This window comes from Roseateles sp. GW821-FHT09H11 (assembly GCF_059415845.1).
Genome location: NZ_JBWKOA010000007.1, coordinates 321,459 through 343,989, shown reverse-complemented (window position 1 = coordinate 343,989; position 22,531 = coordinate 321,459). Strand labels below are relative to the sequence as shown.

The 22,531-nt window shown below is 69.0% G+C and carries 25 protein-coding genes; all 25 read right to left on the bottom strand.

The features are described from left to right. Nucleotides 1-37: 37 nt before the first annotated feature. On the bottom strand, nucleotides 38-586 hold the full coding sequence (locus AC07PR_RS23620; protein WP_483108564.1) for a hotdog family protein: 549 nt from the start codon (nucleotides 584-586) through the stop codon (nucleotides 38-40). Further along, nucleotides 579-1,775, bottom strand: a complete 1,197-nt coding sequence (locus AC07PR_RS23615) for a beta-ketoacyl-ACP synthase (RefSeq protein WP_495136825.1) — start codon at nucleotides 1,773-1,775, stop codon at nucleotides 579-581. Before AC07PR_RS23615 ends, AC07PR_RS23620 begins: the two co-directional genes overlap by 8 nt. A 2-nt stretch (nucleotides 1,776-1,777) precedes the next feature. Continuing rightward, the gene (locus tag AC07PR_RS23610; protein WP_495136755.1) at nucleotides 1,778-2,455 is read right to left on the bottom strand and encodes a DUF3261 domain-containing protein; all 678 of its coding nucleotides are present in this window, start codon (nucleotides 2,453-2,455) and stop codon (nucleotides 1,778-1,780) included. Further along, nucleotides 2,455-3,576: a class I SAM-dependent methyltransferase gene (locus AC07PR_RS23605; protein WP_495136754.1), complete on the bottom strand. Its 1,122-nt coding sequence runs from the start codon at nucleotides 3,574-3,576 to the stop codon at nucleotides 2,455-2,457. The genes AC07PR_RS23610 and AC07PR_RS23605 overlap by 1 nt, the downstream gene beginning before the upstream one ends. Then, nucleotides 3,573-5,996 (bottom strand): MMPL family transporter, encoded by a 2,424-nt coding sequence (locus AC07PR_RS23600; protein WP_495136753.1) that lies wholly within the window; start codon nucleotides 5,994-5,996, stop codon nucleotides 3,573-3,575. Before AC07PR_RS23600 ends, AC07PR_RS23605 begins: the two co-directional genes overlap by 4 nt. 7 nt (nucleotides 5,997-6,003) lie before the next feature. Then, the gene (locus AC07PR_RS23595; protein WP_495136752.1) at nucleotides 6,004-6,657 is read right to left on the bottom strand and encodes a LolA family protein; all 654 of its coding nucleotides are present in this window, start codon (nucleotides 6,655-6,657) and stop codon (nucleotides 6,004-6,006) included. Nucleotides 6,658-6,680: 23 nt separating this feature from the next. Then, nucleotides 6,681-7,145, bottom strand: a complete 465-nt coding sequence (locus AC07PR_RS23590; RefSeq protein ID WP_377158318.1) for an acyl-CoA thioesterase — start codon at nucleotides 7,143-7,145, stop codon at nucleotides 6,681-6,683. After that, complete coding sequence (locus tag AC07PR_RS23585; RefSeq protein ID WP_495136751.1) at nucleotides 7,135-8,691, bottom strand: HAL/PAL/TAL family ammonia-lyase; 1,557 nt, start codon at nucleotides 8,689-8,691, stop codon at nucleotides 7,135-7,137. Before AC07PR_RS23585 ends, AC07PR_RS23590 begins: the two co-directional genes overlap by 11 nt. Further along, on the bottom strand, nucleotides 8,678-9,661 hold the full coding sequence (locus AC07PR_RS23580) for a lysophospholipid acyltransferase family protein (protein WP_483108558.1): 984 nt from the start codon (nucleotides 9,659-9,661) through the stop codon (nucleotides 8,678-8,680). The genes AC07PR_RS23585 and AC07PR_RS23580 overlap by 14 nt, the downstream gene beginning before the upstream one ends. Beyond that, a complete protein-coding gene (locus AC07PR_RS23575; RefSeq protein ID WP_495136750.1) occupies nucleotides 9,658-10,392 on the bottom strand; it encodes a glycosyltransferase family 2 protein in 735 nt (244 codons plus the stop codon). Before AC07PR_RS23575 ends, AC07PR_RS23580 begins: the two co-directional genes overlap by 4 nt. Then, on the bottom strand, nucleotides 10,389-12,215 hold the full coding sequence (locus AC07PR_RS23570; protein ID WP_495136749.1) for an ApeI family dehydratase: 1,827 nt from the start codon (nucleotides 12,213-12,215) through the stop codon (nucleotides 10,389-10,391). The genes AC07PR_RS23575 and AC07PR_RS23570 overlap by 4 nt, the downstream gene beginning before the upstream one ends. A gap of 13 nt (nucleotides 12,216-12,228) precedes the next feature. After that, a complete protein-coding gene (locus AC07PR_RS23565) occupies nucleotides 12,229-12,786 on the bottom strand; it encodes a COG4648 family protein (protein WP_495136748.1) in 558 nt (185 codons plus the stop codon). A 6-nt stretch (nucleotides 12,787-12,792) separates the two neighbouring features. After that, nucleotides 12,793-13,056 (bottom strand): acyl carrier protein, encoded by a 264-nt coding sequence (locus tag AC07PR_RS23560; RefSeq protein WP_377158324.1) that lies wholly within the window; start codon nucleotides 13,054-13,056, stop codon nucleotides 12,793-12,795. Nucleotides 13,057-13,083: 27 nt separating this feature from the next. Continuing rightward, nucleotides 13,084-13,350 (bottom strand): phosphopantetheine-binding protein, encoded by a 267-nt coding sequence (locus AC07PR_RS23555; RefSeq protein WP_067279176.1) that lies wholly within the window; start codon nucleotides 13,348-13,350, stop codon nucleotides 13,084-13,086. Beyond that, on the bottom strand, nucleotides 13,331-14,140 hold the full coding sequence (locus tag AC07PR_RS23550; protein ID WP_377158326.1) for a lysophospholipid acyltransferase family protein: 810 nt from the start codon (nucleotides 14,138-14,140) through the stop codon (nucleotides 13,331-13,333). Before AC07PR_RS23550 ends, AC07PR_RS23555 begins: the two co-directional genes overlap by 20 nt. Before the next feature lie 9 nt (nucleotides 14,141-14,149). Next, nucleotides 14,150-14,962, bottom strand: coding sequence for a beta-ketoacyl synthase chain length factor (locus AC07PR_RS23545; RefSeq protein ID WP_495136747.1), 813 nt, complete (start codon nucleotides 14,960-14,962; stop codon nucleotides 14,150-14,152). Nucleotides 14,963-15,023: 61 nt separating this feature from the next. Beyond that, complete coding sequence (locus tag AC07PR_RS23540) at nucleotides 15,024-15,440, bottom strand: F0F1 ATP synthase subunit epsilon (RefSeq protein ID WP_088405913.1); 417 nt, start codon at nucleotides 15,438-15,440, stop codon at nucleotides 15,024-15,026. Between the two features lie 81 nt (nucleotides 15,441-15,521). Beyond that, nucleotides 15,522-16,934, bottom strand: a complete 1,413-nt coding sequence (gene atpD / locus AC07PR_RS23535; protein ID WP_377158329.1) for a F0F1 ATP synthase subunit beta — start codon at nucleotides 16,932-16,934, stop codon at nucleotides 15,522-15,524. 48 nt (nucleotides 16,935-16,982) lie between these two features. After that, nucleotides 16,983-17,858 (bottom strand): F0F1 ATP synthase subunit gamma, encoded by an 876-nt coding sequence (gene atpG / locus AC07PR_RS23530; RefSeq protein ID WP_297530792.1) that lies wholly within the window; start codon nucleotides 17,856-17,858, stop codon nucleotides 16,983-16,985. A gap of 59 nt (nucleotides 17,859-17,917) precedes the next feature. Further along, nucleotides 17,918-19,471 carry a F0F1 ATP synthase subunit alpha gene (gene atpA, locus AC07PR_RS23525; RefSeq protein ID WP_377158330.1) on the bottom strand — a complete coding sequence of 518 codons (1,554 nt, stop codon included), beginning with the start codon at nucleotides 19,469-19,471 and terminating at the stop codon, nucleotides 17,918-17,920. Between the two features lie 91 nt (nucleotides 19,472-19,562). Continuing rightward, complete coding sequence (locus AC07PR_RS23520; RefSeq protein ID WP_483108553.1) at nucleotides 19,563-20,096, bottom strand: F0F1 ATP synthase subunit delta; 534 nt, start codon at nucleotides 20,094-20,096, stop codon at nucleotides 19,563-19,565. 2 nt (nucleotides 20,097-20,098) lie between these two features. Beyond that, nucleotides 20,099-20,569 carry a F0F1 ATP synthase subunit B gene (locus tag AC07PR_RS23515; RefSeq protein ID WP_377158334.1) on the bottom strand — a complete coding sequence of 157 codons (471 nt, stop codon included), beginning with the start codon at nucleotides 20,567-20,569 and terminating at the stop codon, nucleotides 20,099-20,101. A 38-nt stretch (nucleotides 20,570-20,607) separates the two neighbouring features. Further along, a complete protein-coding gene (atpE, locus tag AC07PR_RS23510; RefSeq protein WP_067066400.1) occupies nucleotides 20,608-20,877 on the bottom strand; it encodes a F0F1 ATP synthase subunit C in 270 nt (89 codons plus the stop codon). An 80-nt stretch (nucleotides 20,878-20,957) separates the two neighbouring features. Next, nucleotides 20,958-21,827, bottom strand: coding sequence for a F0F1 ATP synthase subunit A (gene atpB / locus AC07PR_RS23505; protein WP_377158336.1), 870 nt, complete (start codon nucleotides 21,825-21,827; stop codon nucleotides 20,958-20,960). A gap of 16 nt (nucleotides 21,828-21,843) precedes the next feature. Next, nucleotides 21,844-22,335, bottom strand: a complete 492-nt coding sequence (locus tag AC07PR_RS23500; RefSeq protein WP_483108552.1) for an ATP synthase subunit I — start codon at nucleotides 22,333-22,335, stop codon at nucleotides 21,844-21,846. Nucleotides 22,336-22,531 lie beyond the last annotated feature (196 nt).

The window sequence follows — 22,531 nt, the reverse complement described above, 5'->3', positions numbered from 1 at the left end:
GGCGGGCGAGACCTCTTCGGACCTCGTCACGCCATTTTCATGGCGCCATGCCGGCCAGGAAAGCCGCCGGATCAGGCGGCCCGAACACGGTGAGCTGGGCCTGGGCCAGCGGCGGCGCCTCCGGCGAATGCGGCGCATCCCCGGCGAGGTGCACCACGCAGGCGAACTGGCCGAGGCCGTTGTCGGCCTGGAACTCGCGCGCGATCTCGATGCGCAGCGTCTCGCCGGCCTCGAAGCGGGCGCGCGTGCTGCGGTACTTGCGGCAACCGAGCAGCAAACCGATGCGCGGCGCCTCGCCCTGGGCGCGGCCCTGCACACCGGCCCACGCGGCCACGGCCTGCGCCATCAGCTCGATGCCGATCCAGCCGCCGATGCCGGTGCCCTCGCCCTGGCTGTCGTGAAAGAGCTGGTCGCCGTCGAGCACCGCCTCGGCCACCAGACGGTCGCCCTCGCAGGCCAGCACGCGCGTCAGCAGGCTCATGCGACCGGCGTGCGGCACCAGCTCGGCGGCCGGCATCGGGAACACGAGGTCGAAGGCGGCGTCAGACGGATTCGACGGGTTCGACGGGTTCATCGGCTCAGACATCGTGTCGGCTCAGGATCAGCGCGGCATTGCTGCCGCCGAAGGCGAAGGAGTTGCTCAGCACGTGGCGCGGCGGACGGCCCAGGCGCTCGCCCGGCGCGGCGAGCCGGATCGCGGGCAGCGCCGGATCGCGGCGGCCATCCCACCAGTGTGGCGCGAGGCGTCCGTCCGGGTTGTCGCGCAGGTGTATCCAGGCGATCGCGGCCTCCAGCGCGCCGGCGGCGCCGAGCGTGTGGCCGGTGAGCGGCTTGGTCGAGCTGCACGGCAGGTCGAGCCCGAACAGCGCCTCGACCGCGCGGCTCTCCATCGCATCGTTCTGCGGCGTGGCCGTGCCGTGGAGGTTGAGGTAATCGATGTCGGACGGCGCCAGGCCGGCCTGCGTCAGCGCGGCGCGCATGGCCGCCAGCGCACCGGTGCCGCCCGGTTCGGGCGCCGAGATGTGATGCGCGTCCGAGGTCTCGCCCCAGCCGGCGAGTCGCACCGGGCCGGGCTCGCGCGTCATCAGGAACAGGGCGGCGGCCTCGCCGATGTTGATGCCCTCGCGGCCTTCGCTCATCGGGTTGCAGCGTGCCTCGGCGACCGAGTCCAAGGCCGCGAAGCCGGCGACGGTGAAGCGGCACAGCGAGTCCGCGCCACCGCAGACGACCGCGTCGCAAAGGCCGGCGCGCAACAGCCGCGCGGCGCTCGCGAGCGCCTTGGCACTGGACGAGCAGGCGGTCGAGATCACGTGCCGCGGACCCGCGGCGCCGAGCTCGCGCGCGAGCATCAGCGCAGGCGCGCCGATCTCCTGCTGACCGACGTGGAAGGACTCGGGGAGTCGAGACCCATCGCCACCGGCCTGCGCCGCGGCGTTCCAGGCCGCCTCGGCCTCGCCGACGCCGGATGTACTGGTCCCCAGCACCACGCCGATGCGACCGGCGCCGAAGCGCGCGATCGCGGCGTCCACGGCCGGCCGGATCTGCGCGAGCGCCTCCAGCAGCAGCGCGTTGTTGCGGCTGCGCTCGGCGACCGGCCGCGCATCGATGGACGGCAGCGCGGCGTTCACCGCGCCGAGGTGCAGCGTGCGCCCGGGCCAGATCGCCTCGTTCGGCGCGACGCCGCCCGGCGCGTCCGCGAAGACGCCCGCGCGCAGCGCGTCCACGCCGCTGCCGAATGCGCAGACGACGCCCAGTTCATGCAGATAGGCGGCCACGCTCATCGGCCGGACTCCAGAGGTCGGGATTCGATCAGGAGCCGATAGTGCTCCCGCTGGTTGGTGATGACGATCCGGCTGTCCCCCGCGAGGTCCCCGGAGACGGCGACATCGACGACCGGCTGTGCGACGTCCGCGCCCGCGATCAGCTCGCGGCGGCCCGGCGTCTCGCGCAGCGTCCAGCCCGGCGGCAGCGCGCCGCGCAACGCGGCCACGGGCCAGTAGACCAGCGTCATGTCGCGCAGCATGCGCTGCTCGTCGACCTCGGCGGGCAGGCGCGGATGGCGCTGCGTCTTCAGCTCGCGGCCGTCCCACTGCATCAGCAGCACGCGCTGGCCGATCGCGAAGGCGGCCAGGCGCAGGCCCTCGCGGTCGATCTCCAGCTGCACGTCGACGACCTGCGGCTCGCGCCCGCTGCCGTCCAGCGGCGTGACCGTGAGCCGCTGGCTCAGGCTCGCGTCGCGCTCGAGCAGCGCAGGGGCGAGCCGCAGCATCGGCAGCGGCGTCTCTTCGCTGGCAGGCGCCGAGGCCGACGCCGACGTCGGCGCCGCCGCTCCCGTCGACGCGGCAGCAGGCAGCCGCGAGGACGCGCACCCCGTCATCGCCACCGCGAGCGCGGCGAACGCGGCGAACGGGACGAGGAGCGACGCCTGCAGCCCCCTGAGGCTCATCGGACGCATCACGCCTTCGTCAGCCGCATCAGGCTGTGGCAGTAGCCGATGTTGTCGCGCATCGTGACGAGCTTCAGGCCGGCCTGCGCGGCCAGGCGCAGGTAGTCGCCGCTCTGGTAGACCTTGGAGTTGCCGCTGGCCATCGCGGTGAAGTACGGCGAGGTGTTGATCAGGCAGTACGCGGCGATGTCGTAGCGCTGACGGTCCCACAGCGTGTCCAGGATCAGCACCTGGCCGCCGGGCTCCAGCGCGTCGGCCACGCGGCGGAAGATGCTGGCGATCTGCGGCTCGCCGAAGCAGCTCAGGAACTGGCTCATCCAGATGATGTCCATGCCTTCGGGCAACGCGGCGTTGTCGTCGAGCATGTCGCGGCCGTGGAACTTCGCGCGGCCGACGGTGCCGGCCTCGGTCAGCGTGGCGCGGGCCAGTTCGAGTTGCTGCGGCAGGTCCACCAGGTTCAGCTCGAAATCGGCGTTGTAGGCCAGCGCCGCGCGGCTGAACTTGCCGGTGTTGGCGCCGATGTCCATCACGCGCCTGGGCGCGGTGGCGAAGACGTCGGGCAGGATGTCCGGGAACGAGGTGTCGGAGTAGAAGTGGTCGAACTCGAACCAGCTCGTGCGCGCCGGCTCCTGCAACTGCGACAGGCCTTCGTAGATCGTCGGCCAGGGGCCCAGGTGGGCCAGGCCCAGCGGGCGCTCCTCGTCGAGCGAGCGCTCCAGGTCGAACAGCCCCTGGTAGCAGACGTCCTGGACGAAGTTGATGTTGATCTGCGTGATGCGGTCGCTGATCAGGCAGTAGCCGGTCTTGTCCAGCGTCCAGCGGCCCTGCTTCAGTTCGACGACGCCGGCCGACAGGCAGGACTCCAGCGCGAGCTTGAGCGCGTAGGCGGTCCATCGACCTTCGGCCACCAGCTGTTCCATGCTGAGTCCGGCGTCACCGGCGCCGGCCAGCGTTTCCAGCATGCCGCGCTTCCACGCGTAGCGCACGCATTGGAAGACGACCGGGCCGAAGGCGATCTTCTGGGCCTCGTAGCGCGCGGCGAAGGCGCTCTGCTTGGGCGGGGAGAAGCGCTTGTCGATGGCCTCGGTGGCACCGTGCGCTGCGGTGTCCTGGGTCGCGGTCGTGGTCATGGAGTCCCTTGTGATGAAGGTGGTGTGGGCGCGGTGGCGCCTCTCGGATCGTTGGTCTGGTCCGGGCGCGTGACAACGTCGGCGTCGGCGTCGGCGTCGGTGCCGGTGTCGGCGTCCGCGGGCATGAAGAGCGGCGTGAGCCACCAGGCGAGCGTGACACCGACCAGCAGCGTCAGGCCGAAGGCGCGCAGCGCCGGCGTGGTGGACAGCGCCAGCAGGCCGAAGGCCAGCAGCGTGGAGAGCGCGGCCAGGCTCACGGACAGGAAGGGCTGGATCTCGCGGCGGCCCGGTTGTTCGAGCAGGAAGATGCCGTAGTCGACGCCCAGGCCGAGCAGGATGAGCAGCGGCAGCAGGTGGAACAGCGTGACGGGGACGCCCGCCATGCCGAAGACGGCGAGCGTGAGCAGCGTGGCGAGCGAGGTCGGCACCAGCGCCCGCCACGCCCGGCGGCCGAAGCGCGGCATCAGCGCGAGCCACACCAGCAGATGCCCGGCCACCACCATCACGCCGAACAGCGACGCGTAGCGGCCGAGCAGCGCGGAGATCTCGCCGACCTTGTCGACCCAGACCGCGCCGGGGATCTGGCCGATCGCCGCGGACAGTCGCGCGGCGTCCAGCGGCGCATCGCCGCCTCGCAGCAGCACGGCGCTGCGCCAAGCACCATCCGCGCCGCGGCCCAGCCATTGATGGCGCAGCGGCTCCGACACCGGCGACGCGAGCCACGGTGCCGGCAGCAGCGGCGATGCGACGGCGGCGGGCGCGGGCAGCGTCTCGTCGAGCATCGTCGACAGCGCGCCGTTGATCTCGGCCGCACGGCGCGCGATCAGCGCGGCGTCGTCGCGTTGCGCCTGCCGTGACGGCAGCCATTGCGACACCGCCTGCGACTCGACGCCCAGCGCACCGAGGGCCCGCACCACGGCCTCGTCGCGGGTCAGCAGTTGCTCTTCGCTCTCGCCCTCGACGAGCACGAAGCGAGCGACGCCGGGCAGGCCCATCACACGGCCGACCTCGCGCTGCTGGTCGATCAGCGCCGCGGGCGCGCTCTGCAGCTGGCGGATGTCGTCGTTGCGCGTGAGCTGATACAGGCCGAGCAGGATGAACATCGACGTGAAGATGATCAGCGTCGACGCCCAGCGGCGCAGTGCGACATGGGGCACGCGGGCGCGCAGGCCGCCGAGCCACAGTCCGAAACGCGTCGGTGGCGCGGCCTCGCCGTCCAGCCACGGGAACCAGAGCATCACGGTCACGAACGCGCCGAGCAGACCGGCCGACGAGAACACCGCGATCTGGCGCAGTCCGGGGAACGGTGCGATGCCGATCAGCGCGTAGGCGATCACCGTCGTCAGCATCGCCAGGCTCACGATCGGCCACTGCCGCCGCAGCATGTCCCAGCGCGCCGCGCGCGGCAGGCCCATGCGGGCGCAGAAGTAGTTGCTGCCGTAGTTCTCCGCGACGCCCAGCAGCGTCGCGCCGAACACCAGCGTGATCAGATGCAGACCGCCGAAGAGCGCGTGCGTAACCGAGACCGCCGCCGCCAGGCCCACAGCCATCGACAGCGTCACCAGCACGCGCGGCCGCAGCGAGCGGAACGCGCACCACGTCAGCAGCACGATGCCGATCAGCGAGCCGACGCCGATGGTGTGGATCTCGCGCTCGGCCTGCGCCGCGGCGGACGCCGCGAACAGCGGCACGCCGCCCATCAGCACGCGCGCGTCCGGCACCGCGGTGCGTGCGGCGTCCCCTGCGGCTTCAAGTCGCGCGACCAGTGCGCGCTGCGCCGACACCGCGAAGGCCGGCGCCGTCGATTCGGCCATCAGCACCGCGTAGGTCGTGTCGCCGTCGGTCGCCGTGAGTCGCCCGTCCTCGACACGCACGCGGCTGATGCCGGCGCGTTCGGCGAGCCAGCGGCCGCGCAGGTTCAGCGGGTCCTCGGCCCAGGAGCCGATGCGCGGCAGCCCCACCGGCTGGTGCAGCGCGCGCAGCGCCTGCTGGGCGAGCGCTTCGGTCGACTGCGTCTGCAGCGCGCGGCGGTCCGTCTCGGTCAGCAGCGCGGCGCGCCACGGTGCGTAGAAATTGAGCCAGGCGCCCTGCTCGCCCTCGTCGACGCGCCAGCGCAGCGCGACCTCCTTGCCCAGCGCCTCGGCGAACGCGTCGCCCGCACGGCGTGCCTGCGCCGGATCCTTCGTGCCGATCAGCACGACGACGCGTCGCTCGCCCGCATCGGCCAGCGCGCGCGTGGCCGCGGCGACGGCGGGGCGGCGCTCGTCGCGCGGCAGCATCGCGAGCACGTCGCTGTCCAGCACGCCGGCCGGTCGCGTCCACAGCCACGCCTGGTGCGCCGCGATGACGAGCACCACCGCCAGCCAGAGCCAGGCGAGCAGGCGGTGACCGCGCGGAGGACGCGACGCAAGGGCGGTCATGCGGCGATCAGTCGAAGAGCCGCGCACCGCCCTCGGGGGCGGATTCGCGCAGATTGGAGAAGACGATGCGCGTGATGTCGCCGCCGGCCTCGACCAGCTCGACCGCGCGCACGTGCGTGTCGCCGTTGAGCGCCAGACGCTGCAGGACCTGCAACCAGGCCGCCTGGCGCGGACGCAGGTCCAGCTTCCAAGCGGCGGCGCCGGTCAACTCGCCCTCCATTGCGAAGAGCTTGGAGAGCGCGCCCACATCGCCGCCGAGCAGGGCGAACATCATCTCGTTGACCAGCCGCAGCGCGGGCTCGCGCTGGGCGTCCATCCGCATCGCCGTCGCGCCGCCCTGGCTGGCGCGGATCTCGTCTCGCGTCAGGCGCAGCTCGCTCTCGAACGGCGTGCGCGTGTGCCACAGCACGCCGCGGCCGCGCGCCACGACGAAGTCGCCGCGCGAGACCACCGGCTTCTTGAATCCGGGCACCTGCTTCGATTGCTCGAAATCGCCGCGCAGCCACTCGGGCTGACGCAGACGCGACTGCACGCCCTTCATCAGCGCGGCTTCATCGGTCGCAGCCAGCGCCGAAGTCGGCAACACGAAGGCCGACAGCGCGCCGACAGCGAGCAGTCGGCGACGGATCGGATCGACGCTCGTCGTGCCCATCTTGTGCATCGTGTCCATCCTGGTCATCGCCGTCATGCCGGGCGCACGCCCAGCTTGTCCCACAGGATCCGCGGGCAGACGTACTGCATCTGCCGCGACGCGATCTCCAGCGCGACCTGGATCGTGTAGGCCTTGTTGAGCACGCGGCCCGTCGCGGCGTCGCGCACCTGGTACTCGATCTTCAGGCGGTTCTCCCACTCGACGATCTCGGCGCGGATGCGCACCGCCTGGCCGTACTCGACCATGCCGACGTACTTCAGCCGGATGTCCACGATCGGCCACGCGTAGCCGGACGCCCGCATCTGGGGATAGTCGTAGTCGAACTTCTGCAGCAGCGCGCACCGCGCGAGCTCCAGGTACTTGACGTAGTGGCCGTGCCAGACGACCTCCATGAGATCGATGTCATGGAACGCCGGCGAGAGCTCGATCTCGTGGCTGAGGTCCGGCGGGCTGTTGTCGGCACGGTCGAAACCGCTGCCGTCGGCGTCAATCGTCATGGAGCCTCCACTGCCGCTCGCGCAGCGCGTGCACCAGCGCGAGCAGTTCGCGATCGAGCGCGCGGTCTTCCTCGATGAGGGGGATGCGGGCCGAAAGCTCGTCGAACATCGCGGCGGCGCCGGTGCCCAGCGCCAGCGGTTCCGGCTGCAGGAGCGCGCGCAGCGCGAGGCCCTGGCGGGCGGCGATCAGCATGGCGGCGACGACCTGCTCGGACAGCTCCAGCACGCGCAGGCAGTCGCGCGCGGCGATCGTGCCCATGCTGACCTTGTCCTGGTTGTGGCACTCGGTCGAGCGGCTGAAGACCGAGGCCGGCATCGTCTGCTTGAGGGCCTCGGCGGTCCAGGCCGACACGCTGATCTGCAGCGCCTTCAGGCCGTGGTTGATCGCGGCGCGCTCACCGGACGCACCCGACAGGTTGGACGGCAGACCGTGGTTGTAGCGCGTGTCCACCAGCAGCGCGAGCTGGCGGTCCAGCAGATCGGCGACGTTGGCCACGGCGTTCTTCAAGGTGTCCATGGCCAACGCGATGTGACCGCCGTAGAAATGGCCGCCGTGCAGCACGCGCTCGTTCTCGGCGTCGATCAGCGGGTTGTCGTTGGCGCTGTTGAGCTCGTTCTCGATCAGCTGGCGCAGGAAGGGCAGCGCGTCCTCGAGGACACCGATGACGTGCGGCGCGCAGCGCAGCGAGTAGCGGTCCTGCAGGCGATGCGAGTTGCGGCTCGGCGCGTCGACGGCCAGATCGGCGCGCAGCCGCGCGGCGATCTTCTGCTGGCCCGGATGCGGCTTGGCGGCGAACAGCGTCTCGTCGAAGTGGTGCGCGTTGCCGGCGCTGGCGACGACGTTCATCGCCGTCAGGCGCGTGGCCATGCGGTTCAGGTAGTCGGCGCGCGTCCACGCGAGGCAGGCCAGGCCCGTCATGACGGCCGTGCCGTTCATGATCGCGAGGCCCTCCTTCGGGCGCAGTTTGTGCGGGGTCAGGCCGATGGCCTTCAGCGCGTCGGCGGCAGCCATGCGCTCACCGCGCCACATCACCTCGCGCTCGCCGCACAGCACGGCGGCGACGTAGGACAGCGGCGTCAGGTCGCCGCTCGCGCCGACCGACCCTTCCGACGGGATCAGCGGCAGCACGTCGTGGCGCAGCAGCTGCTCCAGGCCTTGCAGCAGCTCCAGGCTCACGCCCGACATGCCCTGCGCCAGCGAGTTCAGCCGCGCGGCCAGGACGGCGCGCGTCTGCTCGGCCGTGAGGTAGGCGCCGGCGCCGCAGCCGTGGTACGTGTACAGGTGGTGCGGGAGTTCCGTGACGAGGTGCGGCGGGATCACGACGGTGCAGGAATCGCCGTAGCCGGTCGTGACGCCGTAGATGACGCCGTCCTCGGCCAGCAGGCGGGCGACGAAGTCGGCGCCCGCGCGGATGCGCGCCTGGAAGGCGGCATCGGTGGACAGGCGCGCCTCGGCGCGGCGCTCCGCGATCGCGGCGACGTCCTCGATGCGCAGCGGGCCGCCGTCGAAGATCACGGTGGGCAGCAGGGTCTCAGGACTCGACATCGGGTTGATTCCAGAACGGGAAGAAGTTGAACCAGTCATGCGGCGAGCGCCGCAGGCAACGCGTCAGCGCCGCGACATAGGCGAGCGCCGGATCGGTCATCGCGCGCTCGCGGTCGCCGCGCGGCAGGGCGATGCGATCGGCCAGGCGCTCGAAGCGCAGCGCATAGCCGCGGCCCTCGTGCACGCAGCCCATGAAGAAGAGCGGGCACTTGAGCAGCCCGGCGATCAGGTACGGCCCGATGGGGAAGCGCGCCGGCTCGCCCAGGAAGGGCAGCGTCAGCGTGCGGCCGCTGTTGACCGGCACACGGTCGCCGGCGATGACGACGCACTCGCCGGCCGAGATGCGCTCGGCCAGCTGCATCGCCAGCGCGGGATCGATGCCGGTCACCTCGATCAGGCGCACGCTGGCGCCTTCCGCGATGGCGTCGGCGCCCTGCAGCCGGTCGAGGATGCGGTTGAAGCTCTGCGCGTGGCGCGTGTGCACCAGCACGTTGAGACGCAGGCCCGGCATCCGGCCGGCAAGCGCGCGGCACAGCTCCAGGCAGCCGATATGGGCCGTCGCGAGCACCAGGCCCTGCCCGGTACGCAGCTGCGCAAGGACCTCGTCCTTGCCGTCGACGCTGACGCGCTCCGCCGGATAGCGGCCGGCCATCGCCAGCAGCTTGTCGAGCATCGTGTCGGCGAACAGCGCGACATGCGCAAGGCTGTCCCGCCAGGTCGGCGCCGGGCGGCCGGCGACGGCATGCACGCGGCGCAGATAGTCGAGGCTGTCACGGCGCAGCGCGGGCCGGCTCAGCCAGTGCACGAACACCACGGGGAACATCGCCGCGCGGAACAGCCATCGTCCCGCCACGCGATGCACCGCGTAGAGCAGCCAGATGCCGGCGACGAAGGTCGTCTCGCCGAACTGGGCCCAATGGCGCGGTGCGTCGGCGGGACCCGACCCGGAGGCGGCGTGCGGATCGCTCACGGAGCCACCTTGCGCCACAGCAGCAGCGGCAGACGCGGCAGCATGCCGAAGAACAGCCGTGTGTGCATCCACGAGATCAGCAGGTTGTCCCGCAGCGCGCGGAAGTGCGAGACGCCATCCTCGGGATAACGCACGCGGGTCGGCACGTTGCGCACGCGCACGCCGTCCCAGACCAGGCGCACGGCGATCTCGACATCGAAGTCCATGCGTCGGCCGATGCGCGTGCGCGTCAGCCGCGCCACCGTCGGTGCCAGCGGATAGACGCGGAAGCCGCACATCGAGTCCTTCACCGCGAAGGACAGCGTGTTGATCCACACCCAGACGTGCGTCGCGTAGCGGCCGTAGAGCCGCCCCTTGGGCACCGACGCGTCGTAGACGGGGCAGCCGCAGATGAAGTGATCGGGGAAGGTTTCGGATTCGGCCAGGAAACGCGGCAGATCGCCGACGTCGTGTTGGCCGTCGGCGTCGATCTGCAGCGCGTGGGTGAAGCCCAGTCGTTGTGCTTGCGTCAGCCCGGCGATCATCGCGCCGCCCTTGCCCTGGTTCATCGCGAGGCGCAGCAGGCGGACCTCGGCATCGGCGGCGGACAAGGCATCGAGCACGGCGGCACAGCCGGGCTCGCTGCCGTCGTCGACCAGCAGCACCGGCAGCCCCTGGGCGCGCAGGGCCCGCACGACACCGCCCACCGGACCGCCGTGGTTGTAGACGGGCACGACGGCCGTGAGGCTCATGCGGTCGCTCCCTGCAGGCGGATCTTTCCGGCGGCGTGAGCGCCGGCGGCCGAGCGATAGCTGAAGCTCAGCAGCGGCGCGGTGAACGCGAGCGTGAGCTCCACCGTCATCCCGGGCGCGATGACCTGCTGGAACTTGAGGTTGTCGATGCCGGCGAAATCCGCCTGCCCCGCGGCCTGACCCGCCGGCGGCAAGGGCAGCCACTCGCGCGCCAAGAGCATCACCCAGTCGAGCTGCGCGACACCGGGAAGGATGGGATGGCCGGGGAAGTGACCGTCGAATTGCGGCAAGGTCGCATCGACGCTGAGGCGCAACGTGACTTCGTGGGCCGACCGCGCCAGCAACCGCACCCCCGGCCGTCGCGGGTCGAAGAGCCGCGTCAGCGCGGCCACCGTGATCTTGCCCTGCGCGTTCACCGGCAGCTGCGAGAGGAAGCGCCAACGCCGCGGCAGCGCGATGCGCTCCAGGTGCGGCGCGAGCCGGTCCCTGAGCTTCTGCGCGAATGCGGCCTTGCCGTGCGCGTCGTGCTCGGCCCAGCCGGCGTCGTTGAGCTGCACGGCGACGGCGAGCTGCTCGCGCGCGCCGGGCTCCAGCACGAAGACGCGCAGATCCTCGATCCAGCCGCTGTCGCGCAGCACCGTCTCGATCGTCTGCAGCGACACGCGCTTGCCTTCGATCTTCACGATGCGGTCGGCACGGCCCAGCAGCTCGAAACCGTCGGCGGTGAGGCGCACGCGATCGGCGCTCTCGAACCATTCGGCGGGATCGGGCAAGTGGTGCGATCGGATGCGCAGCGTGCCGGACTCGTCAGCCTGCCACTCGATGCCGGGCAGCGCGGTCCACGTCGTCGGTGCGCCGACGTCGCGCTGGCGCCAGGCCACGCCGCCGGTCTCGCTGCTGCCGTAGACCTCCAGCGGCGCCTGGCCGAAGAGGCGGCGGCAATCGGGCACGGCCTCGTCGGGCAGCGGACCGCCGGACGAGAAGATCAGCGCCAGATGGGCGGCCTCGACTGGAGGCGCGCTGTCGGCGGGCGGCAGACGCTTCAGGTGCGCCGGGCTGGCGACGACGGCGAAGCGCGGGCCCGCGCGCAGTGCGGCGAGCAGGGTCTCGATGTAGGGCAGGCGCTCGGCATGCAGCACGCGGCCCGCGGCCAGCGGCCACAGCACCCGGTACAGCAGGCCGTAGATGTGCTGGTGGGACACGAGGCCCAGGATCTCGGCGCCATCGAGGCGGGCGCCGAAGGCCTGCTCCAGCGCGTCGACCTCGGCGAAGAGCTCGCGCAGCCGCTTCGGGATCGCGCCTGGCTGGCCGGTGCTGCCGGAAGTGAAGATGACGAGCCGTTCGGCCTCGGCGTCGAGCGGCTTGAAGGTCCGGTCGTCGGGCGTCGCGGCGGCCTCGATGCGCGGCAGCGCGGCGTCTGCGACATTCATGGCGCCTGCGGCCGGCGCCGACATCGCCGTCGTCGGTGCATCGCTCGCCAGCGCGCTCACGCGCCCGCGCAGCGCCTGCAGCGTCGCGGGCTGGAGATCGCCCGGCAGCCACGCCGTGCCGCCCACGGCCCAGAGGCCGAACAGCGCGGCGGCGAATTCGACGGTGTCCTCGAAGTGCAGCGCCACGTGCGGCGCACCCGAGGTGCCACTCGACAAGCCCCCCACCGCTGCGTCTGCATGGCCTCGATCCAGCGCCGCGAAAGCGGCCGCCCAACGGCGCGTCCGCGCGTGGAAGCCGGCCTCGTCCACCAGCACGCCCGCACGGCGGGCCACCGGTCGACCGGGGCGCGGAGGCGCGCTCATCAGCGCGCACAGGGTCTTCAGCAAGCTCATGGAGGAGAAAGGATCAGGTCTGGACCGCGTCGCGCCGACGCACCCACAGGCGCACCAGGTACTCGCCGCCCATCAGCAGTCCGATCAGCATGTAGGACACCAGCCCGTTGTACAGCGCCCAGACCTTGTCGTCGGCCCAGAGCGCCGTCGCCAGGGCGATGCCGCCGTTCATCACGAAGAACCCGCACCAGACCTGGGTGACACGGCGCGTGTAGCGTTGGCCGCGTTCATCGAGATCGGGCTCCGTCAAGCGCGCCAGGCGTTCGACGATCGGCGGACCGTGCCACAGGCTCACGCCGAACAGCCCCAGCAGCCCGGCATTCACCAGCACCGGATAGAGCTTGAGCGGCAGGCTCTGGTTCATCAGCGCGGCTGCGCCGGCCAGCAGCGCGGCGCCGGCGGCGCTCCACCACCAGAGACGGGCCTCGGCGCTGCCGCGACGGGCGAGCGCGCGCAACGCGGCCAGCGCCGCCAGCAGCAGCGCGAGGTCGCGCGGCTGGGCATGCGCCAGACCGAGATACACGAGCAGGGGATAGGCCGCCGTCAGCAACCACAACACGGCGCGGGCCATGGAGACTCAGGCGCTGGCCGTCTCCGGCGTCTTGATCAGGCCTTGCAGCGCGTCGACGACGTCCTGCAAGGTGCGCACGGCCTTGAAGGCCTCGGGCTGCAGCTTCTTGCCGACCATCGGCTTGAGCTTCACGATCAGGTCGACCGCGTCGATCGAGTCGATGTCGAGGTCCTCGTAGAGGCGGGCCTCGGGGGTGATGCGATCGGCTTCGATGTCGAAGGTCTCGATCAGGATGTCGCGCAGGCGCGCGAAGATGTCTTCATTCGTCATGTCGTGGATCCTCCCTGCCGGCTTGAATCAGGCCGCGACCTTGCCGTGCTCCGCCACGAAGCGGGCCAGCGCGCGGATGCTGGCGAAATGCCGGCGCGTCTCTTCCGAGTCCGCAGCCATGCTCACGCCATATTTCTTCTGCAGGGCCAGCCCCAGCTCCAGCGCGTCGATCGAGTCCAGCCCCAGGCCGGTCACGAAGAGCGCGTCTTCCGCGTCGATCTGCTCGGGCGTCAGGTCCTCGAGATTCAAGGCCTCGATCAATAGCAGTTTGATGTCACGTTCCAGCGCCTGCATGGCTCCCTCGTTCATTCGAAAAATAATGGATCAGATGGTCCGTCAACCGCCTTGCCGCCAGGGCGGGTTCGCCGCCGCTGGCCGTCAGGAACGGCGCCACCGCAATGTCTTCACCCACGCAGATGTCGAAGTGCAGTCGCCGCGATGCCACCTGCCACCACGGCTGGCCCTTGGTCAGGCCCAGCGGGGTGCATCGGATGGTCACCGGTGTGATGTCCTGGACGGCGCGCGTCGCGATCTGGGCGGCGCCGCGCTGCATGCGCAGCGGCTCGCCGGGCCGCGTGCGCGTACCTTCCGGGAAGATGATCAGGTTGCCAGACGCTGCGAGGCTGTCCATACAGGATTGCAGCAAGTCGGCCCCAGAATTGTTGCAGATGTAGGCTGTTGACCGCACGGGGCCCCTGGTGAAGGGATTGCTCGCCAGCGTGGACTTCACCACGCAGTCTGCGTTTCGCACGAGGGCGATCAGGAACACGACGTCGATCAAGGTCGGGTGGTTCGCCAGGATCAGCAGACCGCCGCGATGCAGACGCTCGCGATGACGGATCTCGAAGCCGATCAGTCCCAGCACCCGCATCCAGCCGATGAACAGCCGGAATGTTCGATGCACAGCCCCGCGGGCCAGCGCGACGCGACGTTCGCGGTTGCGGACCAACAGGTCCAGCGCCGGGAACCAGACCAGCCAGAGGATCAGTCCGCCGACGCCGAAGCTCGCGAAGGCGATCGCGGTTGCGAGCACGCGCCAGGCGCGGCCGACGGTGCGGTCGAGGAGGTCGAGCAACGGGCCCATGGCATCGGCTCAGGGCGTGTCGGCCGGACGGCGCGTCCAGCGCCAGCCGCCGGGCTGCCCGGCGATGAGACGGTCCAGCGAGACGCCTTCCCGCGCCGCGCCGGCTTCGTCTGCCGCGGCGAGCAGCGCCAGCACCGGGAGGCTGCCGCTCAACCATGGTGAGGACGGCGCCGCCGGCGCGAGTGCGTCGGCCGCCACCGGCTCCAGCGCGAAGGATGGCGAACCGGCCTCCGGCCGCGCGAGCACGCAGGCCCACGCGACGAGCGCCGGATCCGCCGTCGAGGGGTCGATCTGTCCGAGCGCCGCGTAGGCATCGGGCAAAGGCGCATCGACATGCGCGACCAGCACCTGCGACGCGCCTTCTGCCAGCAGGCCAAGCGCCTCGCAGAAGGCGGCTTCCGCGCTATGTTCGCCGCCGGCGACGGCGAGGTAGTTCTGCCGGTCCTGTCGCGCCATCGAATACAGCGCGCCGGACGCGTTGTGCACCGAGAGGCTGAAGTGCGTCGGCGACAGCGGCTCACCGCCGGCCAGTTGCTGCAGCAGCGTCAGCGAGCGGGCGATCTCGCCCCAGCGTGACGCGAAGATCACCGGCATCGCGCCGGCACCCTCTTCCGGCGTGCCTTGCGCCCACCATGCGGCCTGCAGCGCGGCGCGGCCCAGCGGGTCGATGCGACGGCGCATCATCGCCGGCACTTCGGCCAGCGGCGGTTGGCCCTCCGCGGCGATCGGCGTGGGCGAAGCGAGCCAGGCACGCCAGGCTTCCCGGGAATCGAGACCCGGAGCCCAGGCGGCCCAACGAACGACGCGGAAGCGGTGATTCATGATGAAGAAAGCCCGCCTCGATGTCGCGAGGCGGGCTGCTCGGCGGGGGGCCGGAGGGGGTTCAGCGCTTGGCGCGGAACTTCCGCAGCGCCGCGATCTGCGCGGCCATCGCCGCGAATTCGCTTTGCGCCTTGGCGAAGTCGATGTCGCTCTTGGCGTTCTTCATCGCGTCTTCGGCGGCCTTCTTCGCGGCCTCGGCGCGGGCCTCATCGAGGTCCTTGCCGCGGATCGCGGTGTCGGCCAGCACGGTCACGACGTCGGGTTGCACTTCCAGCAGGCCGCCGGCGACGAAGACGAACTCTTCATCGCCGTTGGGACGCTGGATGCGCACGGCGCCCGGCTTGATGCGGGTGATCAGCGGGGTGTGCTTGGGCAGGATGCCCAGCTCGCCGCCTTCGCCCGGCAGCGCCACGAATTTCGCCTCGCCCGAGAAGATCTGCTCTTCCGCCGAGACCACGTTCACGTGGAGGGTTGCCATTGCGTTTCCTTGATCGAAAGGTGGGAAGTCCGTTCAGCTCATCGACGGCGGGTCCGTCAGGACCGCGCCGTCGAACGGGCTTTACTGGATCTTCTTGGCCTTCTCGAAAGCCTCGTCGATCGTGCCGACCATGTAGAACGCTTGTTCCGGCAGGTGGTCGCATTCGCCGTTCACGATCATCTTGAAACCACGGATGGTTTCCTTCAACGGGACGTACTTGCCGGGCGCGCCGGTGAACACTTCCGCGACGTGGAACGGCTGCGACAGGAAGCGCTGGATCTTGCGAGCGCGGGCCACGGCCTGCTTGTCTTCCGGCGACAGCTCGTCCATGCCCAGGATCGCGATGATGTCGCGCAGTTCCTTGTAGCGCTGCAGCACCGACTGCACCGAACGCGTCACGTTGTAGTGCTCTTCGCCGATGACGTTCGGGTCGATCTGACGCGAGGTCGAGTCCAGCGGGTCCACGGCCGGGTAGATGCCCAGCGACGCGATGTCACGCGACAGCACGACGGTGGCGTCCAAGTGGGCGAAGGTCGTGGCGGGCGACGGGTCGGTCAGGTCGTCCGCAGGGACGTACACGGCCTGGATCGAGGTGATCGAGCCGACCTTGGTCGACGTGATCCGCTCCTGCAGGCGGCCCATTTCCTCGGCCAGCGTCGGCTGGTAGCCCACCGCGGACGGCATGCGGCCCAGCAGCGCGGACACTTCGGTACCGGCCAGCGTGTAGCGGTAGATGTTGTCCACGAAGAACAGCACGTCACGGCCTTCGTCGCGGAACGACTCGGCCATGGTCAGGCCGGTCAGCGCCACGCGCAGACGGTTGCCCGGGGGCTCGTTCATCTGGCCGTAGACCATCGCGACCTTCGACTTGCTCAGGTCCTCCTGGTTCACGACGCCCGCGTCGGACATCTCGTGATAGAAGTCGTTGCCCTCACGGGTACGCTCGCCGACACCCGCGAACACCGACAGACCCGAGTGAGCCTTGGCGATGTTGTTGATCAGCTCCATCATGTTGACGGTCTTGCCGACGCCGGCGCCGCCGAACAGGCCCACCTTGCCGCCCTTGGCGAACGGGCAGATCAGGTCGATGACCTTGATGCCGGTTTCCAGCAGCTCCTGCGACGGGCTCAGCTCGTCGTAGGCCGGGGCCTTGCGGTGGATGGACGCGGTCTGCGCGCGCGAGACTTCGCCGCGCTCGTCGATCGGGTTGCCCAGCACGTCCATGATGCGGCCCAGCGTGGGCTGGCCGACCGGGACCTGGATCATGTCGCCGGTGTTGTAGACCTCGCTGCCGCGGCGCAGGCCGTCGGACGAGCCCAGCGCAATGGTGCGCACCACGCCGTCGCCCAGCTGCTGCTGAACTTCCAGCGTCAGGGTCGAGCCTTCCATCTTCAGGGCGTCGAACACCTTCGGCATCTGGTCACGCGGGAATTCCACGTCCACCACGGCGCCGATGCACTGAACGATCTTGCCCACCGATTGAGTGTTAGCCATTTCTTCGTTCCTTCAATTCAAATCTGTTGCCTGCGATCGATCGCGAGATCAACCGCTGATGGCGGCCGCGCCGCTGACGATTTCCGACAGTTCCTTCGTGATCGCGGCCTGGCGGGTCTTGTTGTAGACCAGCTTCAGCTCACCGATCAGCGTTCCGGCGTTGTCGGTCGCGGCCTTCATGGCCACCATCCGCGCGGATTGCTCAGACGCCATGTTCTCGGCCACGGCCTGATAGACCAGGGCTTCGGTGTAGCGCACCAGCAGCTCGTTGATCACGGTCGGGGCGTCGGGTTCGTACAGGTAGTCCCATGCGTGACCCGCGGCATCCGTCTCCAGCGACTCGGCCGTCAGCGGCAGCAGCTGCTGCACCACCGGCTCCTGCTTCATCGTGTTGACGAAGCGCGTGTAGCAGAGGTAGACCGCCGACAGCTTGCCGTCCGCATACGCGTCCAGCAGCGTCTTGACCGGGCCGACCAGCTTCTCGAGCTGGGGGCTGTCGCCGAGCTGCGTCGCATGCGCGACGACCTTGGCGCCGATCCGGTTCATGAAACCCAGACCCTTGTTGCCGATCGCCACCACTTCGGACTTCTGACCCGCGGACTCAACTTCCTTGAGCTTGCCGGTCGCCGCGCGAAGCAGGTTGGTGTTCAGACCGCCGCACAGACCCTTGTCCGTCGTGACCACCACGAAGCCCACCGACTTGGCGTCCGGGTTCGCCACCATGAACGGGTGACGGTACTCCGGATTGGCCTTCGACAGATTGGCGGCGATGTTGCCGACCTTCTCCGCGTACGGACGGGCCGCGCGCATCCGATCCTGCGCCTTGCGCATCTTCGAAGCGGCGACCATCTCCATGGCCTTGGTGATCTTCTTGGTGTTCTCGACCGACTTGATCTTGCCGCGAATTTCCTTGCCTGCTGCCATGATTTCTCCTGTGAGGGCCGGGTCTTGCCTGACTTCAACGAGACCCGGTCATGGGTTGCTTAGGCGAAGGACTTCTTGAACGACGTGATCGCGGCGTTCAGTTCGGCTTCGGCATCCTTGTCCATGGCCTTGTCGCTTTCCAGCTTCGTCAGCAGGGCGGCGTGCGAGGACTTCAGGAACTGGTGCAGACCGTGCTCGAACGGCAGGACCTTCTTGACGTCGATGTCGTCCATGAAGCCCTTGTTCGCGGCGTACAGCGACGCGCCCATCAGGCTGATGGACAGCGGGCTGTACTGGGCCTGCTTCAGCAGTTCCGTCACGCGGGCACCGCGGTCCAGCTGCTTGCGGGTCGCGGCGTCCAGGTCCGAGGCGAACTGCGCGAACGCGGCCAGCTCACGGTACTGGGCCAGGTCGGTACGAATACCGCCGGACAGCGACTTGATCAGCTTGGTCTGCGCAGCGCCACCGACGCGCGACACCGAGATACCGGCGTTGATCGCGGGACGGATGCCGGCGTTGAACAGGTTGGTTTCCAGGAAGATCTGGCCGTCGGTGATCGAGATGACGTTCGTCGGAACGAAGGCGGACACGTCGCCGGCCTGCGTCTCGATGATCGGCAGCGCGGTCAGCGAGCCGGTCTTGCCCTTGACTTCACCCTTGGTGAAGGCTTCGACGTACTCGGCGTTGACGCGGGCGGCGCGCTCCAGCAGACGGCTGTGGAGATAGAACACGTCGCCGGGGAAGGCTTCGCGGCCCGGGGGACGGCGCAGCAGCAGCGAGACCTGGCGGTAGGCGACGGCCTGCTTGGACAGGTCGTCGTACACGATCAGCGCGTCTTGACCGCGATCGCGGAAGTACTCGCCCATCGTGCAGCCCGAGTAGGCCGACACGTACTGCATCGCGGCGGATTCCGACGCGGACGCGGCGACGACGATGGTGTAGTCCATCGCGCCGGCGGCTTCCAGGGCGCGCACGACGTTCTTGATCGACGAGGCTTTCTGGCCGATCGCGACGTACACGCAGGTCATGTTCTGACCCTTCTGGTTGATGATCGCGTCGATCGCCACGGCGGTCTTGCCGGTCTGGCGGTCGCCGATGATCAGCTCGCGCTGGCCACGGCCGACGGGCACCATCGAGTCGATCGACTTCAGACCGGTCTGCACCGGCTGGTCGACGGACTTGCGGGCGATCACGCCCGGGGCGACCTTCTCGATGACGTCGGTCATCTTGGCGTTGATCGGGCCCTTGCCGTCGATCGGCTGACCCAGCGCGTTCACGACGCGGCCGATCAGCTCGGGGCCGACCGGCACTTCCAGGATGCGGCCCGTGCACTTGACGGTGTCGCCTTCGGAAATGTGCTCGTAAGCGCCCAGGATCACGGCGCCGACGGAGTCGCGCTCCAGGTTCAGCGCCAGACCGAAGGTCTGCGTGCCGTCCGGGGCGACCGGGAACTCCAGCATTTCGCCTTGCATCACGTCGGACAGGCCGTGCACGCGCACGATGCCGTCGGACACGGACACGACGGTGCCCTGGTTGCGCACGTCGGTGGACGCGCCAAGGCCTTCGATGCGGCTCTTGATCAGTTCGGAAATTTCAGCAGGATTCAGTTGCATTGCTTGCTCCCAGCGGCATCCCGCCGAAGCGGGACACCAGGGTGAATCGGGGGGATCTCAGGCAGTCGGGCCGAAGCCTGAAGCCGAGGCTTCAGGCAGTCAGCGCCACTTTCATGCGTTCCAGACGGGCCTTCACCGAGGTGTCCAGCACCTCGTCGCCGACCACCACACGGATACCGCCGATCAGGCCAGGCTCCAGCTCAACCTGCGCTTGCAGCTTGCGACCGAAGCGCTTCTCCAGCGACACGACCACGTCGGCCAACTGGGCCGGCTCGATCGGGAACGCGCTGTAGATGTGCGCATCGGACACGCCGGAAGCGGCGTTGGCCAGTTCGTGGAACTGCTGGACCATCGCCGGCAGCGCCGACAGGCGGCCGTTGGCGATCACCTCGCGCAGGAAGTTCTGAACGCCGGGCACCAGCGACTGGCCGCTCGCCGCGGACACCACCTGGAACACCTGTTCGGTGCTCACCTTGGGGTCTTCGGCGAACTGGCGCAGTTGGCTGTCGCCGGCGACGAGCGCCAGCGCGGCGAGCTGCTCGTTCCAGGTCTTGAGGTCCTGGGAGGACGCGACCTGGAACAGCGCTTCGGCGTAGGGACGGGCAATGGTTGCGAGTTCAGCCATGATTACAGCTCCGTCTTGAGACGGTTCAGCAATTCGGCGTGCACGCCGGCATTGACCTCGCGCTGCAGGATCTGCTCGGCGCCCTTGACGGCCAGCGCGGCGACCTGCTCGCGCAGGGCCTCGCGGGCGCGCACCGACTGCTGCTCGGCTTCGGCCTTGGCAGCGGCGATGATCTTGGCGCCTTCGTCTTCCGCACGCTTCTTCGCTTCGTCCACGATCGCGGCGCCGCGCTTTTCAGCGTCGGACAGCAGCTTGGTGGTTTCGTTGCGGGTCTGCGCCAGTTGCTCGTCGACCTTCTTGTTGGCATTGGCCAGTTCGGCCTTGGCCTGGTCAGCGGCGGTCAGGCCGGCACGGATCTTCTCCGCGCGCTCGTCCAGTGCCTTCACGATCGGCGGCCAGATGAACTTCATCGTGACGAACACGAGAAGCGCAAACGGGATCCACTGGATGAAGAGGCTAGCGTTGATATTCACGGCACGATCCTTTCAGTCGTGAAAGGGTTCGGGCTCAATCAGCGAGCGACGGTGGCCAGCAGCGTAGCGGCGAACGGGTTGGCGAACGCGAACAGCAGGGCGATGGCGACGCCGATCAGGAAGGCGGCGTCGATCAGACCGGCCAGGATGAACATCTTGGTTTGCAGTTCGTTCATCAGCTCGGGTTGACGGGCCGACGATTCCAGGAACTTGCCGCCCATCAGCGCGATGCCGATGGAAGCGCCGATCGCGCCCAGACCAACGATGATGCCGCAAGCCAGAGCGACCAGACCGAGGATGTTTTCCATGTTTTGCTCCTGAGAGAGTTAGATAAAAGGGAAAGGGAAAAGGAATCGAGAAATCGCGGGGATCGAGCTGTCCGGCCGGATCAGTGCGCGTCGTGCGCCTGGCCCAGGTAGATCAGCGTCAGCATCATGAAGATGAAGGCCTGCAGCGTGATCACAAGGATGTGGAACAGCGTCCAGACCGTGCCGGCCAGGACGTGGCCGATGGCCAGGCCGATGCCGGTTCCGGTCAGGGCCCAGCCGCCGCCCATCAAGGCGATCAGCATGAACACGAGTTCGCCGGCGAACATGTTGCCGAACAGTCGCATGCCATGAGACACCGTCTTGGCGACGAACTCGATGACCTGCATGGCGAAGTTGGCGGGGTAAAGGAACCACTTGTCGCCGAACGGCGCGGCGATCAATTCGTGACCCCAGCCGCCCAGGCCCTTGATCTTGACGCTGTAGAAGAACACCAGCGCCAGGACGAAGGTCGACAGGCTCAGCGTGGTCGACAGGTCGGCGGTCGGCACGACGCGCTGATAGGCGTGGTGCGCGTCATGGGCGACGTAGTTGGTGAACAGCGTGGGCAACCAGTCGACCGGCAGCATGTCCATCGCGTTCATGAAGAAGATCCACACGAACACGGTCAGGGCGACCGGACCGATGACCTTGCGGCTCTTCTCGTTGTGGATGACCGACTTGGCCTGGTTGTCCACCATCTCGACGAGGATCTCGATGGCGGCCTGGAAGCGGCCCGGCACGCCGGCATGCGCCTTGCGTGCGACACGCCAGAGGATGAACACGGCCAGCAGGCCGAGGACTGTCGAATAGATCAGCGAATCGAAATTGAAGACGCTGAAGTCGACCAGACCCGTCTGCTTGACGTCTTCGAAGGCGAAATTCTTCTGCCAATGCTGCAAATGGTGGGTGATGTATTCACCCGAAGTCGGCGCGTGCCCTTCTGCTGCCATGGTTGTATTTCCGTCTCTATTTTCTGATTCGACCCCGCCGAAGCAGGGCCAGCCAATTTGCCTTCAGGGTCACGACGAGGGTCGAGAGCAATGCTGCCCAACTCAACGACGGGAAACCCGCGGCGACCGCCACCAGGATGGCGACCGCCAGAATGATCTTCACCAGCTCCCAGACCACGAACGACAGCATCGGAGTGCCGGCATCCACGGTCTTGCGCCGCGTCACGCCCCACGCCATCAGGGCGTTCGGCACGACGACCGAGACGGCACCGAACAGCGCCGACCAGGTTTTGTCGGCTTGCAGGGACAGCAGCCCCCACAGCGCGACCATGGTGGCGCCCGCCGCCGCCTGCCAGGTCAACAACGACCAGACGGACATCACCGGGAGCCGGGCCCGCAAGTCCTGCGCTTCTTCTCGCGTCAGAGGCTTGAAAGCCGGTTCGCCACCCGCATCTCCTTCTGTTCCATCGTCCCAAGCATCCTGGCTGGCGGTGCCACGGTCGTTCATCTGAACGGGCCGGTGCGGCTCTGCGGGCGGCGCAACGGGTGCGCGCGCTGGATGGGGATTCACGGCGTCAGGGGGCGAGCTGCAAAACCACGGGATTATAGGGGTTCTGGCCTTACGAACCCTTAACAGGCCGTGGCGCTGGCCCATCCGCGCCGACTTGACAGGCTGCGCGAACCGCGCCTAGGGCTCTCCCGAG

Bases quoted from the DNA above. Each gene is read 5' to 3' on its own strand.
- AC07PR_RS23590 (WP_377158318.1), bottom strand. From the start codon at position 7,145: ATGACGATTGACGCCGACGGCAGCGGTTTCGACCGTGCCGACAACAGC.
- AC07PR_RS23550 (WP_377158326.1), bottom strand. From the start codon at position 14,140: ATGGGCCCGTTGCTCGACCTCCTCGACCGCACCGTCGGCCGCGCCTGG.
- AC07PR_RS23600 (WP_495136753.1), bottom strand. From the start codon at position 5,996: ATGACCGCCCTTGCGTCGCGTCCTCCGCGCGGTCACCGCCTGCTCGCC.
- AC07PR_RS23500 (WP_483108552.1), bottom strand. From the start codon at position 22,335: ATGAACGACCGTGGCACCGCCAGCCAGGATGCTTGGGACGATGGAACA.
- AC07PR_RS23620 (WP_483108564.1), bottom strand. From the start codon at position 586: ATGTCTGAGCCGATGAACCCGTCGAACCCGTCGAATCCGTCTGACGCC.
- atpD (WP_377158329.1), bottom strand. From the start codon at position 16,934: ATGGCTAACACTCAATCGGTGGGCAAGATCGTTCAGTGCATCGGCGCC.
- atpG (WP_297530792.1), bottom strand. From the start codon at position 17,858: ATGGCAGCAGGCAAGGAAATTCGCGGCAAGATCAAGTCGGTCGAGAAC.
- AC07PR_RS23555 (WP_067279176.1), bottom strand. From the start codon at position 13,350: ATGCAGGCGCTGGAACGTGACATCAAACTGCTATTGATCGAGGCCTTG.
- AC07PR_RS23565 (WP_495136748.1), bottom strand. From the start codon at position 12,786: ATGGCCCGCGCCGTGTTGTGGTTGCTGACGGCGGCCTATCCCCTGCTC.
- AC07PR_RS23585 (WP_495136751.1), bottom strand. From the start codon at position 8,691: ATGTCGAGTCCTGAGACCCTGCTGCCCACCGTGATCTTCGACGGCGGC.
- AC07PR_RS23610 (WP_495136755.1), bottom strand. From the start codon at position 2,455: ATGCGTCCGATGAGCCTCAGGGGGCTGCAGGCGTCGCTCCTCGTCCCG.
- AC07PR_RS23545 (WP_495136747.1), bottom strand. From the start codon at position 14,962: ATGAATCACCGCTTCCGCGTCGTTCGTTGGGCCGCCTGGGCTCCGGGT.
- atpA (WP_377158330.1), bottom strand. From the start codon at position 19,471: ATGCAACTGAATCCTGCTGAAATTTCCGAACTGATCAAGAGCCGCATC.
- AC07PR_RS23575 (WP_495136750.1), bottom strand. From the start codon at position 10,392: ATGAGCCTCACGGCCGTCGTGCCCGTCTACAACCACGGCGGTCCGGTG.
- AC07PR_RS23605 (WP_495136754.1), bottom strand. From the start codon at position 3,576: ATGACCACGACCGCGACCCAGGACACCGCAGCGCACGGTGCCACCGAG.
- atpB (WP_377158336.1), bottom strand. From the start codon at position 21,827: ATGGCAGCAGAAGGGCACGCGCCGACTTCGGGTGAATACATCACCCAC.
- AC07PR_RS23520 (WP_483108553.1), bottom strand. From the start codon at position 20,096: ATGGCTGAACTCGCAACCATTGCCCGTCCCTACGCCGAAGCGCTGTTC.
- atpE (WP_067066400.1), bottom strand. From the start codon at position 20,877: ATGGAAAACATCCTCGGTCTGGTCGCTCTGGCTTGCGGCATCATCGTT.
- AC07PR_RS23560 (WP_377158324.1), bottom strand. From the start codon at position 13,056: ATGACGAATGAAGACATCTTCGCGCGCCTGCGCGACATCCTGATCGAG.
- AC07PR_RS23570 (WP_495136749.1), bottom strand. From the start codon at position 12,215: ATGAGCTTGCTGAAGACCCTGTGCGCGCTGATGAGCGCGCCTCCGCGC.
- AC07PR_RS23595 (WP_495136752.1), bottom strand. From the start codon at position 6,657: ATGCACAAGATGGGCACGACGAGCGTCGATCCGATCCGTCGCCGACTG.
- AC07PR_RS23540 (WP_088405913.1), bottom strand. From the start codon at position 15,440: ATGGCAACCCTCCACGTGAACGTGGTCTCGGCGGAAGAGCAGATCTTC.